This window comes from Achromobacter sp. JUb104, assembly GCF_024806975.1.
Taxonomy (GTDB): domain Bacteria; phylum Pseudomonadota; class Gammaproteobacteria; order Burkholderiales; family Burkholderiaceae_B; genus Achromobacter; species Achromobacter spanius.
In genome coordinates, this window is sequence record NZ_JANUEY010000001.1 from 2,526,690 (window position 1) to 2,540,832 (window position 14,143).

Sequence of the window (14,143 nt, forward strand, 5' to 3'; positions counted from 1 at the left end):
TGCCGCAACACCACCCAAAAGGTTCACTTATGAGCACTGCTACGCTCAAGACCCGCCTCTCTGATGCCGTCAAGGACGCCATGCGCGCCAAGGCCTCGGAACGCCTGACCACGCTGCGTTTCCTGTTGGCTGCCGTCAAACAGAAAGAAGTGGACGAACGCCGCGACCTGAACGACGCCGAAATCACCGCCATCATCGAAAAGCAGGTCAAGCAACGCCGCGAGTCCATCGCCGCGTTCGAACAGGCCGGCCGCACCGAAACGGCTGAACAGGAAAAGGCCGAACTGCTGGTGCTGCAAGAATTCTTGCCGCAAGCCGCCACGCCTGAAGAAGTGGCCGCCGCCATTGACGCCGCCTTGGCCGAAGTGGCCGCGCAAGGCGTGACCGGCGCACCCGCCATGGGCAAGGTCATGGCGCTGCTCAAGCAAGCGCTGGCTGGCCGCGCCGACATGACGGCGCTGTCGCAGCAGGTCAAGGCCCGTCTGGCCTGATTCGTCTGGGCTGCCGCGTCTGGCCTGATTCGTCAGCCCAGGCCCGAGCCACCGTTCAGAACGCGCCGCCAAATAAATCCGGCTGGCGCGCCTGCTCGGCGGGGTCGGCAAAATTGCTCATTCCCACCCCGGCCAGCCGGTACAGCGTTTCCGGCGGCAGCTCCACGCGCTCGCACAGCAACCTGGCCACCGAGGCCAGCTCGGCCGCCGACCCGGGCGGGTTCAAGCTGGTCTGGCTGCGCGTCAGAATGCGAAACCGGTCGGTCTTCAGTTTCAGCACCACCGTGCGCCCCAGCGCGCCCTTCTTCAAGGCCTGATCCCAGACCTTGTCCGCCATGCGGTCGATGGCGTCGCCCAGGGCGTCCAGGCGGATATCTTCCGAAAACGTGGTTTCCGCCGACACCTGCTGCAAGGGCTGGTCGGTCTGAACCTGGCGTTCGTCGATGCCGCGCGCCAGCTCGTACAGGCGCCGGCCGTAACGGCCGAAATAATGCGACAGCTCTTCCACGCTGTGCGTGGCCAGGTCGCCCACCGTCTGAATGCCCAATTGCTCCAGGCGCGCCTGCGTCACCTTGCCCACCCCCGGCACCTTGCGCACGGGCAAGGGCTGCAAGAATTCCAGCACTTTGGTGGGCCGGATCACGAACTGGCCGTCGGGCTTGTTCCAGTCTGACGCAATCTTGGCCAGGAATTTGTTGGGCGCAATGCCGGCCGACGCGGTCAGACCCGTTTCTTCCTTGATCTGCTGGCGGATCACCTGCGCCACCTCGGTCGCCGAGGGCAGCCCGTACTTATTCTGGGTCACATCCAGATAGGCCTCGTCCAGCGACAGCGGTTCGATCAAATCGGTATGGCGGGCGAAAATCTGCCGGATCTGACGCGACACGTCGCGGTATCGGTTGAAGTCGGGCGGCACATAGATGGCGTGCGGGCAAAGGCGTTCGGCGCGGATGGCGGACATGGCCGAATGAATGCCGAAGCGCCGCGCCTCGTAAGACGCGGCGCACACGACCGAGCGCGGCCCGGTCCACGCCACAACGACGGGCTTGCCACGCAGCTCGGGGTTGTCGCGCTGTTCGACGGACGCATAAAACGCATCCATATCCACGTGCACGATCTTGCGCAAGAGTTCAGACATTCCGATAAAGACCAGGGTGGCCGCCGCCGCGCCATGCTGGCGGACGCTGGCGGGCACTGCAAAAAAATATATTATGACCGGCTGAATCGCTTAACCACTGCCTACCCACCCCATCCACCGCCCATGACCGCACCCGCTTCCACCGACTATTTCGGCCTGACGATCCCCTTCATGCACTTCATTGGCCTGGTGCCCGAAAGCATCGCGCCGGGATTCGCCCGCACCACGCTGCCCTGGCGCCAGGACCTGACCAACAGCCGTGGCGACGTGCATGGCGGCACGCTCATGAGCGTGCTGGACTTCACCCTTAGCGCGGCGGCGCGCGGGTCGGCCGACGCCACCGAAGGCATGGCCACCATCGACATGAACACCACGTTCCTGTCGCCCGGCACGGGCGACCTGGTCATTGAAGCGCGCTGCCTGCGCCGGGGCGGGTCCATCGCCTTCTGTGAAGGCGATATCCGCCGCGCCGATGGCGAACTGGTGGCGCGCGCCACGGCCACGTTCAAGATCGTCCGCCGCCGCCCGGGTGGCGACTGACCAGCGCCGGACCGGCCCCGCGCACGGCGCCGGGGCTTAGTCCCGCAGGTCGCGCGAAGGCTTGACGGGCGTACGCGGGTCCAGCGGCATGTAGCTGCTGCAAGACGTGATGCTGTAGTAGATGGCGTCTTGCATCGCGCGCATTGCCGCCGCGTCCCAGGTGCCCTTGCCCCACATCACAATGCGCACGTCGGTGCTCTTCGGGCCGGCGGCCTTCAGGTCGACCCGCGACATTTCGTTGTCGCTATACGGCGCCAGCACGCGCACCACGCCCGACTGCGCCGCTTCGTTCAGATCAGACACCACGCGATAGGCGTTGTCGGTGCTGCGCAGGCAGTTGTTCGACTGCCGGATCACCGCGGCGTAAGCGTCCTTGAACGCGACCGGCGCCTTGAATTCGCTGTGCGGCGACGCGCTGTCCGACGAGATGCCCAGCGAGCAACCCGCCAGGCCCAATACCAGCGCCGATACCGCGACCAGATTCCTGACCATGTAATTCTCCAGATGAACTGCCGCGATTATCCCGCAAACCGCACAGCGGCATAAGTGGGGCCGGTTCGACACCGTCCGCGCGACTATGGCATTATCGATCGCATCCAAAACGCGGAGGTCTTGCCTTGTTTTCATTCATGACGCGCACTGTCCTGGCCGCCAGCATGGCCGGCATCGTCGGCACCACGCTGGGCGCCTGCGCCACCCAGCCGCCGCCCCGCGCCTATCCTCTCAAGGACTTTTTCCGCAATCCGGAACGCGGCTTCTTCCGCCTGGCCGACGACGGCCGTACGCTGGCCTTCATGCAGCCCACCAGCGTGGACGGCCAGCCGGCCCGCATGAACATTTATGTGCAAGCGCTGCAAGGCAGCAAGCTGGTGGGCGAACCCCGCCGCCTCACCAGCGAAACCGCGCGCGACATCTCCAACTACTTCTGGAAGGGCGCCGACGTGGTGCTCTATCAAAAGGACTTTGGCGGCGACGAGAACTACCACGTGCTGGCCGTCAACGCCAAGACCGGCAAAATCACCGACCTGACCCCGTATGAAGGCGCGCGCGCCAGCATCGAAGACGATCTCGAAGACGACCCCGACCACGTCCTCATCAGCCACAACCAGCGCAACCCCGAGGTCTTTGACGTCTACCGCGTCAACGTCCACACCGGCGCGGCCGTGCTGGTGGCGCAGAACCCGGGCAACATCGTCGGCTGGCAGACCGACCACGCGGGCAAGGTGCGCGCCGCCGTCACCAGCGACGGCCTGAACACCACCCTGCTCTACCGCGACGACGAAGCCTCTGAATTCCGCCCGCTGATCACCACCGACTACCGCACCAACGTCAGCCCGTCCTTCTTCACGTTCGACGACAAGAAGATCTACGCGCTCAGCAACCGTGGGCGCGACAAGCTGTCGCTGGTGGTCATCGACCCGGCGCAACCCGACGCCGAAGAAGAAATCTTCACCCCCGACACCGTGGACCTGGACGGCGCGGGCTACTCGCGCAAGCGCCGCGTGCTGACCCTGGCGGCCTACCAGACCGACAAGCCGCAATACAAGTTCTTCGATGCGCAATCCGAAGCCCTGTTCAAGACACTGACTGAAAAGCTCAAGGGCTACGACATCGCGCTGCAAGGCTCCAACCGCGACGAAAACGTGTTCATCGTCGCCGCCTACAACGACCGCACGCCGGGCTCGCGCTATCTGTACGACGCCACCACCGACACGCTGACCAAGCTGGCCGACATCAACCCGGCCATTCCGGAAAGCGACATGTCGCACGTGCGGCCCATCAGCTACCAAAGCCGCGACGGGCTGACCATCCATGGCTACCTGACGCTGCCCGCCGGCCGCGACCCCAAGAACCTGCCTTGCGTCGTCAACCCGCATGGCGGCCCCTGGGCGCGCGACGGCTGGGGCTACAACCCCGAAACGCAATTCCTGGCCAATCGCGGCTTCTGCGTGCTGCAAATGAACTTCCGAGGCTCGACCGGTTACGGCCGCGCCTTCTGGGAAGCCAGCTTCGGGCAATGGGGCTTGAAGATGCAGGACGACATCACCGACGGCGTGCAGTGGCTGGTGCAGCAAGGCATCGCCGACCCCAAGCGCATCGGCATCTACGGCGCCAGCTACGGCGGCTACGCCACGCTGGCGGGCGTGGCCTTCACGCCGGACCTGTATGCCGCGGCCGTGGACTACGTGGGCGTGTCGAACCTGTTCACGTTCATGAAGTCCATTCCGCCGTACTGGAAGCCCATGCTGGACAAGATGCAGGACATGGTCGGCCACCCCGAACGCGACAAGGACCGGCTGGCCGCGACCTCGCCCGCGCTGCACGCGGACAAGATCAAGACGCCGCTGTTCGTTGCGCAGGGCGCCAAGGACCCGCGTGTCAACAAAGATGAAAGCGACCAGATGGTGGCCGCGCTAAGGGCGCGCGGCGTTGAAGTGGAGTACATGGTCAAGGACAACGAAGGCCACGGTTTCCACAACGACGAGAACAAGTTCGAGTTCTACGAAGCCATGGAAAAGTTCCTGACGCAGCACCTCAAGCCTTAACGTCCGGCGCCTTCCTGAGTCACCAGCGGCGCATTCGCCGCTGGCGCCATCCCGACCAGGCTGCTCACCTGCATGCGGCCTGGGGCGCGCCCCCCAAACGCCATCTCCACACGGTCCCGCCCTTGTTCCTTGGCGCGGTACAGCGCCACGTCGGCACGCGCCAGAATGACGTCGGCGCTATCGCCCGACTGATAGGACGCCAGGCCGCCGCTGGCGGTCATGGGCACTTCCACCCCTTGCAGGTATAGCGGCGTGTCGCGCAGTGCATCGCATACGCGCTGCGCGTGCACCAGCGCGCGCGCGGGGTCGCAGTCCACCATCAGCAGCACGAATTCTTCGCCGCCCAATCTGCCGACACGGTCGGTGGCGCGCACGGCATTCTGCGCCACCTTGGCGAAGTGGCGCAGCGCCGTATCGCCGGCCGCATGGCCATACCGGTCATTGATGGACTTGAAATGATCGATGTCCAGCACCAGCACCGCCAGCGGGCTGCCCGAGCGCGCGCAGCGTTGCAGTTCGCGTTCCAGTTCATCCAGGATGCTGCGGCGGGAATGCACGTGCGTCAGGCTGTCAAACGTCAACGCCGCCTGCATCTGCTCGGACAAGCGCGTCTGCACCAGCAACAGCAGCGCCAGGAACAAGGCGGGCACGGCGACCGAACCGCACACAATGAAGAACAAGCCCCATGGCGACGGCTGCACCAGGGAAACCGGTTCAGCCCAGCCCAGGCCATAAACCAGCACCCGCAGCGCGTGCAGCACGGCCAGGCCGACAATCGCCAACATCAGATAAAGCACCACGCCTCGCGTGCGGATCTGCTTGCGCTGCTGGAAGATCACCCGGCCGGTCATCAATGCGCTGACACAGGTAAACGCGGAAAACAGCAACATGCGGCCGGCCACATCGTCCGTGCCATACAGCAGCAACGCGAAACCCAGCACACACAAGGCACTGATTCCCGCCGTGCGCACGATATGCGGACGCAGCCCAAAAAACTGGCGCACGCCCACGTAGACGAGGCTGATGGCGAACACCCACGCCGCGTTGGACACAATGACGTAGACCTCCGGCGGTATCAGCCGCACGGTGGCAAACGCCAGCAGGGACAACACGGCCAGCGCATTCGCGGCGATGAACGCGCGTATGCCTCTTACGCCGCGCGCCTGGAACGGCAGCAACAGCGGTAACGCCAAGGCCGTGGCCAGCCCCCACATCAGGAAAAATAAGGAAGTCGTCATGTTGTTTGCCGGGCCGCCTTGTGGGCATGCGCCGCCGCTTCTGACCTGCTGTTGCACTGGGTTCGTAAGGTGGAAACGCGTTACACGTCAGCATGATTGATGCTTTTTGTTACCAATAGGACTAAAGGCAAAATCCCCGCAAGACGGCGATGCGTCGTTGCGAGGGCGCGATTTGTCCAGAACCTTTACCACCCGCGCCAAGACGATTGCGCGGTATGCACGGAGAATACGCCAAGGCCGGGGCGCCCGGTTCAACCTTTGCAGTATTTGACAGTTAAAACTTCTACCCCGTCCGCCATCGGAAAGGACGACGGGTTAGGCCATAGATTAATTATTGTGGGCCGCCCTTCATAGTCGTCCATAAGCGTTAGTGCGCGACGGGCGCCATCATGCTTTAGTGGTGTGCTTTTTCCACTCGCGTTTTTTCCACATTCGGCAGCAAGATCGCCACCACCCCCAGCAACGGCAGGTACGCGCACACCTGGTACACATAGCCGATGCTGGTGGCATCAGCCAGCTTGCCCAGCGCGGCGGCACCCACCCCGCCCATGCCGAACGCAAAGCCGAAGAACAGCCCGGCAATCATGCCCACCTTGCCCGGCACCAGTTCCTGCGCGTAGACCACGATGGCGGAAAACGCCGACGCCAGCACCATGCCGATAATCACCACCAACGCGCCCGTCCAGAACAGGTTGACGTACGGCAGCAGCAGCGTAAACGGCGCCACGCCCAGGATCGACACCCAGATCACGATCTTGCGGCCGATGCGGTCGCCGACGGGGCCGCCCACCACCGTGCCCACCGCCACCGCGGCCAGGAACAGGAACAGGTACAACTGCGCCTCGCGCACCGACAGGCCGAATTTGTCGATCAAATAAAAAGTGAAATAGCTGTTCAGGCTAGCCAGATAGAAGTACTTGGAAAACACCAGCACGCCCAGCACCGCCAACGCGCCCATGACCTGATTGCGCGACAAGCCCGTGCCGGCCCCCTCGCGGCGGGCGCGGGGCTTAAGAATGACGCGGTTGGCGCTGTACCAACGGCCGATACCCGTCAGCACCACGATGCCGAACAAGGCCACCAAGGAAAACCAGGCCACGCTGCGCTGCCCATGCGGAATGATGAACAAGGCCGCCAACAGCGGCCCCAGCGCCGACCCCACATTGCCGCCCACCTGGAACAGCGACTGTGCCAGGCCATGCCGCCCGCCCGAAGCCATCCGCGCCACCCGTGAAGACTCCGGATGGAACACCGACGAACCCGTGCCCACCAGCACCGCCGCCACCAGCAACCAGCCGAACGACGGCGCCACCGACAGCAGTAGCAGCCCCATCAAGGTGAACCCCATCCCCACCGGCAGGGAATACGGCTTGGGATGGCGGTCGGTATAAAAGCCGATGAAGGGCTGCAACAGCGACGCCGCCAATTGATACACCAAGGTGATCAGCCCGATCTGCGCAAACGACAGGCTGAACGAGTCCTTCAGCATGGGATAGATGGCCAACAAGATCGACTGGATCATGTCGTTCATCAAATGCGCCACGCTGATCGCGCCCAGCACCTTGAAAGCGGTCGAGGGCGCAGCGGGGGCCGGGGCAGCGGCGGGCGCGGGCACGTTGGAGTCAGAGATACCGGCGACGGGGTTCTGGGCGGAGGTCATGGGGCGAAAGTCCGGGGCGGAAGGGATCGGGTGCAAGCCGTGGCGGCCAGGATCGTGGGCCGGCGGATGCCACTGACGGAATGCCCCGACTGACTGTCGGAGCCTGCCCACAGTGTAAAAACGCGCCACGGATCGGATCTGCCAATATTCGTCGGCCAAGTGACAAAATAGCGAAATCGCACGTCTAACCGCGCCCTCATCCTTTCGTCGGAAGTGACATCATGCCCGCCCGCCTGCCTCCGCCCGACCCCACCCGCAGCGTCAATGCGCAGGACTACCAGGACCGCCCCCGCGTGGTTACCGCGATGGCCAAGGAATTCCGGGCGGGCGCGCGGACCGGCGCGCACTTCCACCCCCGCGCGCAATTGATCTATGCGGCCGAAGGCGTCATGCGCGTCACCACGCCCAGCGGCTTCTGGGCGCTGCCGCCCTTGCGCGCGCTGTGGGTGCCGGCGGGCGTGCCGCACGGCGTGGACATGGTGGGCGCGGTGGCCATGCGGTCGCTCTACATCCAGGCCGACGCCGCCGCAACGTATTGGCCGCAGTGCCAGGTGATTGAAGTCAGCCCGCTGCTACGCGAACTGATCCTGGCGCTGACCGCCGAACCCATTGACTACCCCCTGGGCGGCCGCAGCGAGCAGATCGCCGCGCTGATCCTGACGGAACTGACGGCGGCCCGCGTGGTGCCCGTTCAGATTCCCTGGCCGCGCGACCGCCGCCTGCAAACCATCTGCGCGGCCATCCTGGCCCAGCCCGGCCTGCAACGCGGCATCGAAGCCTGGGGTAGCGAAGTCGGCGCCAGCGCGCGCACCTTGATCCGGCTGTTCCAGGCCGAACTGGGCCTGAACTATCGGCAATGGGTGCAGCAGGTACGCTTGGCGGACGCCATGTGCCGCCTGTCGCAAGGGGAGCCGGTGGCGCGCATCGCCGCCGACCTGGGCTACCGCAGCCCCAGCGCATTCAGCGCCATGTTTCACCGCGCCCTGGGTGCGCCGCCGCAACGCTATCAGCGCGACGCGGCATGACTGAATGGAAGCTGAATCCGAGACTAATTTCCCACCATCGCATGCAACCGGCCTTGCCGTTTGTCACAGCGCGCAATACATTTCACAGCGCATTTCCCATTGACCCCGCGCGAAAGCCCCGTCCCGCGTATCCTGGACCACGTCCCTCAATTTATCGGGCATGCGCCCCCGCCCAGCCTCGGCAAGTTTGGTTACCGAAACCTTATTGCGCCATGGCCGGTCTATAGCGTTCTGTCCTAGAATCGCCTGCAATGAGCACCCCCCAGCAATCCTCCGCCACCCCGGGCGGCAAATCGGGCCTTCCCTGGAAACGCATCCTGGTCAAAACGGGCATCGCCGCAGCCTGCGTCGGCGCGTGCAGCGCGCTTGCGCTCGGGCTCGCCCTGGCGCTGGCCTGGCCCGCCCTGCCCGACCTGCACGCCATGACCGACTACCGGCCACGGGTGCCGCTGCGCATCTACACGGCCGACAAGGTGCTGATCGGTGAATACGGCGAAGAACACCGCAACGTGCTGCGCTTTGACGAGATTCCCCCGGTCATGCGTCAGGCGGTGCTGGCGGCCGAGGACGACCGCTTCTACAGCCATGGCGGCGTCGACTGGATGGGCGTGGCGCGCGCGGTGCTGACCAACGTGGTCAAGGGTTCGAAGTCGCAGGGGGGCAGCACCATCACGATGCAGGTGGCGCGCAATTTCTACCTGTCGTCGGAAAAGACCTATTCGCGCAAGTTCTACGAGCTGTTGCTCACCTTCAAGATCGAGAACGAGCTCACCAAGGACCAGATCCTTGAGCTCTACATGAACCAGATCTACCTGGGCCATCGCGCCTACGGCTTCGCGGCCGCATCGCGCACCTATTTCGGCAAGCCGCTGTCGGAAGTGACGGCGGCCGAAGCCGCCATGCTGGCCGGCATTCCCAAGGCCCCGTCGCGCTTCAATCCCATCACCAACTTCCCGCGCGCCGAAATTCGCCAGCACTATGTGCTGGGCCGCATGAAAACGCTGGGCTACCTGACGCCCGAGCAGGCCGACCAGGCCTTGCAGCAGCACCTGACCATCCGTGGCGCCGACGGCACCAGCGCGCGCGGTTTTGCCGTGCATGGCGATTACCCGTCGGAACTGGCGCGCCAACTGATGTATGGCGTGTTCCAGGAAGAAACCTATTCCAAGGGCATCGACGTCTACACGACCATCGATTCCAAGGCGCAGGAAGCCGCCTACCAGGCCGTGCGCAGCGGCGTGCTGGACTACACGCGCCGCGCCGTCTATCCCGGCCCGGAAGACCAGATCGACCTGCCTGACGACGTCGAAAGCGATCCCCAGGCGCTGGACGACATCCTGGACGGCGTGCAAGACAAGACGCCCGACAGCGAAGACCTGCTGGCTGCCGTGGTGCTGTCGGCCAGCCCCACCGAGGTCAAGGTCGCCCGCAGCGCGCGCGACATCATCACCATTTCGGACAAGAAGGCGCTGGCCGTCGTGGCCCGCGCACTGAACCCCAAGGCCAGCGACAGCCAGCGAATTCGCCGCGGCTCGGTCGTCTACATCCACAAGACGGGCGGCAAGGACGGAGACGGCTGGGAAATCATCAACATGCCGGCGCTGCAGGCCGCGCTGGTGTCCATGGCGCCGCAAGATGGCGCCATCCGCGCCATGATCGGCGGCTTCGACTACAACCGTGGCGGCTTCAACCGCGTGACCCAGGCCTGGCGCCAGCCGGGCTCCAATATCAAGCCCTTCGTCTACGCCGCGGCGCTGGAACGCGGCTTCACGCCCGCCACGCAGATTTCCGACCAGCCCTTCATGTTGACGGCCGCCCAGACCGGCTCGAAGGATTGGCAGCCCAAGAACGACGGCAACAAGTACGAACCCATGCTGACGTTGCGCCAGGGGCTTTATCGGTCCAAGAACATGGTGTCGATCCGCATCCTGCAGGCCATCTCGCCGCAGTACGCGCAGGACTACCTGACCCGCTTCGGCTTCGACAAGTCGCGCTGGCCGGCCGTGCTGCCGCTGGCGCTGGGCGCGGGCGGCGCCACGCCGCTACAGGTCGTCAACGGCTACGGCGTGTTTGCCAACGGCGGTTACCGCGTCACGCCGTATTTGGTGGACCACGTCACTGACCGCTCGGGCAAGGTGCTGATGCAGGCGCAACCCGTCAAGGCGGGCGACGAAGCGGCGCGCGCCATCGACCCGCGCACCGCCTGGGTCATGGACGACATTCTGCGCGGCGTCACCACCAACGGCACCGCCGCGCGCGCACACCAAGTGCTAAAGCGCAACGATGTGGGCGGCAAGACAGGCACCACCAACGACGCTGTGGACGTCTGGTTCTCGGGCTTCACGCCCGACCTGGCCACCACTGTCTGGATGGGTTTTGACCAGCCCAAGTCCCTGGGCACCAACGAGTTCGGCAGCGGCCTGGCGCTGAGCACCTGGCTGGACTACATGCAGCCGGTGTTGAAGGGCGTGCCCGAAGTGAAGCAGGCGCCGCGCCCCGATGGCCTGCTGGTGGATAACGGCGAATACTATTTTTCGGAATTCCCACCCGGCCAGGCCGTGGCGTCGCTGGATCTGTCTTCCGGGGACGAGCTGACCGACTTCCTGAACAACAACCTCAGCACTGATGGCGTGGACACCTCGGTGAAGCCGCTGCCCGCCCCCGGCGCGAATGTGCCGCCTCCGAATTTGAACAGCCCGATCCAGGCGCCGCTTCAGCCTATCCCGGTGCCCAGCGCCGGCAACGCGCTGCCGGCGGTGCCGACGGCGGGGGTTCCGACGGCGGGGGTTCCGGCGGCGGGCGTACCCGCGGCCGGCGTACCGGCGGCGGGCATACCGGCTTCGGGCGTACCGGCTTCGGGCGTACCCGTCGCCGCGCCGATCAATGGTGCCGACGGCGGCGCGGCCAGCGCCAGCGCCATCACCCCGTCCAGCGCCGTCGTCGCGCGGCCGCTCTGATCCTCGGGTTTTGAAATGCCAACGGGCGCCTCTACGGCGCCCGTCTTCATTTCAGGCCTATGGCCACCACGGCAGCCCAGTTCTTGGCTGCCCTGTTTTTGGCAGCCCTGTTCTTGGCAGCCCTATTCTGGCGACCCTGTTCGGGTGGCCCTACGCTTCCACCACCAGCTCCGTCACCACCTCGCACGGCCAGGCCGACAGCGACTCCAGGTCCAGGAACGTGAAGTAGCCCGCGCGCCATCCCTCGGTATCGATGTGATAGACATTGCCCAAGGCCAAGGGCGCGGCCACCGGCGTATGCCCGGCCACTACCGCCCGCACGCCCTGGATGCCCGTACGGTTCATCTGCCGCAGCCGCTCGCGTGACCATTGGCAGGCCGCGCTGGTGCGCTTGTAGCGATCCTGCAACGCGAACTCCAGGCGCGGCCAGAACAGCACCGGGCAATCCGCATGCAACAAGCCGACCGCGCCCTCGGACGTTTCGACTTCGATCGCAATGGGCAGTTGCGCGAACGCCTCGGCGAACACCTGCTGCCGCTCCGTGGGCAGGTCCAGGAACCAGCCGCCGCCATAGCCGCGCCAGTTCGCTACGTCCACCTGCCCCGTGCGCACATGCCGGATCGCATAGTCCTCATGGTTGCCCTGCACCGCGTAGAACCACGGGCGTGCCAACCACTCCAGCGCCGCCTCGCATTCCGGCCCACGGTCGACCAGGTCGCCCACCGAGAACAGCCGGTCGCGGGCGGGGTCGAAACCCAGCCTGTCCAAGCTTTCCTGTAAACGTGAAAAATGCCCGTGCACGTCGCCCACCGCGAAATCGCGGCCCAGCTCGTTGCGCGGGACTTTCACAAAACGCTGCTCCATGATGATTCTCGACAACCGGTTGAGGGGGGACATGAACCGTCCCTTGAAACACACCGTGGCGGCTCGCCCCCGGTAAACCCCGACCTGTCTTTTTAACCCGCTTTAGTTGACACGGGCCTTGCGCCCCCGCCGCCAGCGCGGTCAAATAATCCGTTACGAGAATCGCTATTGTTCGTGATAATGTTCCGTACTTCCTCACAAATACCTTAAAGGGGGCCGCGCGCGCCGCCGCCCTCCCGCCGCCATGACAGCCGCGTCCACCATCAAAACCTGGTACTGGATCCATAAATGGACCAGCCTGGTCTGCACGATCTTCCTGCTCATCATCTGCCTCACGGGCTTGCCCCTGGTGTTCCATCACGAGATCGAACACTGGCTGGATGATGGCAAGCCCCTGTCCAGCGTGCCGGCCGACACGCCGCCCGCCAATCTGGACAAGCTGGTTGCCAGCGCGCTGACGATGTACCCGGGCGAGGTCGTTGATTATTTGTTCTTCGACCCCGATGAACCCCAGGTGTATGTTGGCATGGCCAAAACCCCGGGCGACGGCCAGGCTTCCGGCCACGCCGTGCGCATGGACGGCCGCACGGGCGAGGTGCTGCTGGACGGCCCGCTTTATACCGAAGACAAGTTCTCTTTCATGGGCATCATGCTGGCCCTGCACGTGGACCTGTTCGCGGGCTTGCCCGGTGAACTGTTCCTGGGGTTCATGGGCCTGCTGTTCTGTGTGGCTATCGTATCGGGCGTGGTGCTGTACGGCCCGTTCATGAAGAAGCTGGAATTCGGCACCGTGCGCGCGGCGCGCTCCACGCGCCTGAAATGGCTGGACCTGCACAACCTGCTGGGCATCGTGACGCTGGTGTGGGCCTTTGTGGTGGGGTTCACGGGCGTCATCAATGAATTGTCGACGCCGCTGTTCCGCCTGTGGCAGTCCACCGAACTGGTCCGCATTCTTGAGCCCTACAAGGGCCAGACCGTGCCCACCCAACTGGCCTCGGCGCAACTTGCCGCCGACACCGCCAAGAAAGCGCTGCCCGGCAACGAGGTGTCGTTCATCGCCTTCCCCGGCAACGCCTTCGGCAGCCCGCACCATTACATTGCCTGGATGCGCGGCGACACTCCGCTGACCTCCAAGCTGAACACCCCCGTGTTGGTGGACGGCAAAACCGGCGAGCTCACCACCGTGGCCAAAATGCCGTGGTACCTGACCGCGCTTGAAGTCTCGCGCCCGCTGCACTTTGGTGACTACGCCGGCCTGCCCCTGAAGATCATCTGGGCCTTGCTGGACCTGATCACCATCGTGGTCCTGGTCAGCGGCCTGTATCTTTGGATCGCGCGGCGCCGTGCGACCGAAGCGCGCATCAATGAACTTGTGAAAAAGCACCAAGCCGCCGCCGCGCCGCAAAGGACGCCGGCATGAGCAAGCGCCAATCCAAAGGCCGGGGCGGCCGGGGCTTCATGTTCGTATGGGGCGCGCCCACCTTGCTGGGCGTCTTGAGCGTGTTCGGCCTGCTGGCCGCCCTGTTGGGCACGGGCGCCTGGCACTGGGCCTCGTGGATCACGCTGACCATCCTGTTGGTGGTCATCTTGCGCTACTGGGTATTCCCGCTGAAACACTAGCCCGCGGGCCGGGGGGTCATGGGGCCCCGCTGCCCCACCCCTGGCCTCGTATTTGGCCGCGCAC

At 64.9% G+C, this 14,143-nt stretch carries 12 protein-coding genes; 7 read left to right on the top strand and 5 right to left on the bottom strand.

Features of this window, described 5'->3' with window-relative positions; translation table 11 throughout:
* The first annotated feature begins 29 nt into the window (after window positions 1–29).
* Window positions 30–491 (top strand): GatB/YqeY domain-containing protein, encoded by a 462-nt coding sequence (locus tag M2361_RS11425; protein ID WP_006218783.1) that lies wholly within the window; start codon window positions 30–32, stop codon window positions 489–491.
* A gap of 55 nt (window positions 492–546) precedes the next feature.
* Here M2361_RS11425 and dinB read toward each other — a convergent pair whose 3' ends face one another.
* On the bottom strand, window positions 547–1,629 hold the full coding sequence (gene dinB, locus M2361_RS11430) for a DNA polymerase IV (RefSeq protein ID WP_100857675.1): 1,083 nt from the start codon (window positions 1,627–1,629) through the stop codon (window positions 547–549).
* Window positions 1,630–1,752: 123 nt separating this feature from the next.
* Between dinB and M2361_RS11435 the strand changes: the two genes are divergently transcribed.
* Window positions 1,753–2,169: a PaaI family thioesterase gene (locus M2361_RS11435; RefSeq protein WP_100855192.1), complete on the top strand. Its 417-nt coding sequence runs from the start codon at window positions 1,753–1,755 to the stop codon at window positions 2,167–2,169.
* A gap of 36 nt (window positions 2,170–2,205) precedes the next feature.
* On the opposite strand, the gene M2361_RS11440 is transcribed toward M2361_RS11435, so the two are convergent.
* A complete protein-coding gene (locus M2361_RS11440; RefSeq protein WP_100855191.1) occupies window positions 2,206–2,661 on the bottom strand; it encodes a BPTD_2524 family lipoprotein in 456 nt (151 codons plus the stop codon).
* A gap of 137 nt (window positions 2,662–2,798) precedes the next feature.
* Here M2361_RS11440 and M2361_RS11445 point away from each other — a divergent pair, with 137 nt between their 5' ends.
* On the top strand, window positions 2,799–4,715 hold the full coding sequence (locus tag M2361_RS11445) for a prolyl oligopeptidase family serine peptidase (RefSeq protein ID WP_404976336.1): 1,917 nt from the start codon (window positions 2,799–2,801) through the stop codon (window positions 4,713–4,715).
* Here the strand turns inward: M2361_RS11445 and M2361_RS11450 are convergent.
* Window positions 4,712–5,953, bottom strand: coding sequence for a diguanylate cyclase (locus M2361_RS11450; RefSeq protein WP_259249122.1), 1,242 nt, complete (start codon window positions 5,951–5,953; stop codon window positions 4,712–4,714). The genes M2361_RS11445 and M2361_RS11450 overlap by 4 nt on opposite strands.
* A gap of 394 nt (window positions 5,954–6,347) precedes the next feature.
* Complete coding sequence (locus tag M2361_RS11455) at window positions 6,348–7,613, bottom strand: MFS transporter (protein ID WP_259249123.1); 1,266 nt, start codon at window positions 7,611–7,613, stop codon at window positions 6,348–6,350.
* A 221-nt stretch (window positions 7,614–7,834) separates the two neighbouring features.
* Between M2361_RS11455 and M2361_RS11460 the strand changes: the two genes are divergently transcribed.
* Window positions 7,835–8,638, top strand: a complete 804-nt coding sequence (locus M2361_RS11460; protein WP_259249125.1) for a helix-turn-helix domain-containing protein — start codon at window positions 7,835–7,837, stop codon at window positions 8,636–8,638.
* 251 nt (window positions 8,639–8,889) lie between these two features.
* The gene (locus M2361_RS11465) at window positions 8,890–11,595 is read left to right on the top strand and encodes a PBP1A family penicillin-binding protein (protein ID WP_259249127.1); all 2,706 of its coding nucleotides are present in this window, start codon (window positions 8,890–8,892) and stop codon (window positions 11,593–11,595) included.
* Between the two features lie 150 nt (window positions 11,596–11,745).
* Here M2361_RS11465 and M2361_RS11470 read toward each other — a convergent pair whose 3' ends face one another.
* Window positions 11,746–12,459: a metallophosphoesterase gene (locus M2361_RS11470; RefSeq protein WP_259249284.1), complete on the bottom strand. Its 714-nt coding sequence runs from the start codon at window positions 12,457–12,459 to the stop codon at window positions 11,746–11,748.
* A 244-nt stretch (window positions 12,460–12,703) separates the two neighbouring features.
* Between M2361_RS11470 and M2361_RS11475 the strand changes: the two genes are divergently transcribed.
* Together M2361_RS11475 and M2361_RS11480 are read left to right on the top strand one after the other, a co-directional pair.
* Complete coding sequence (locus M2361_RS11475; RefSeq protein WP_259249128.1) at window positions 12,704–13,879, top strand: PepSY domain-containing protein; 1,176 nt, start codon at window positions 12,704–12,706, stop codon at window positions 13,877–13,879.
* Window positions 13,876–14,079 (top strand): hypothetical protein, encoded by a 204-nt coding sequence (locus M2361_RS11480; protein WP_100855183.1) that lies wholly within the window; start codon window positions 13,876–13,878, stop codon window positions 14,077–14,079. The genes M2361_RS11475 and M2361_RS11480 overlap by 4 nt, the downstream gene beginning before the upstream one ends.
* Window positions 14,080–14,143: the final 64 nt, after the last annotated feature.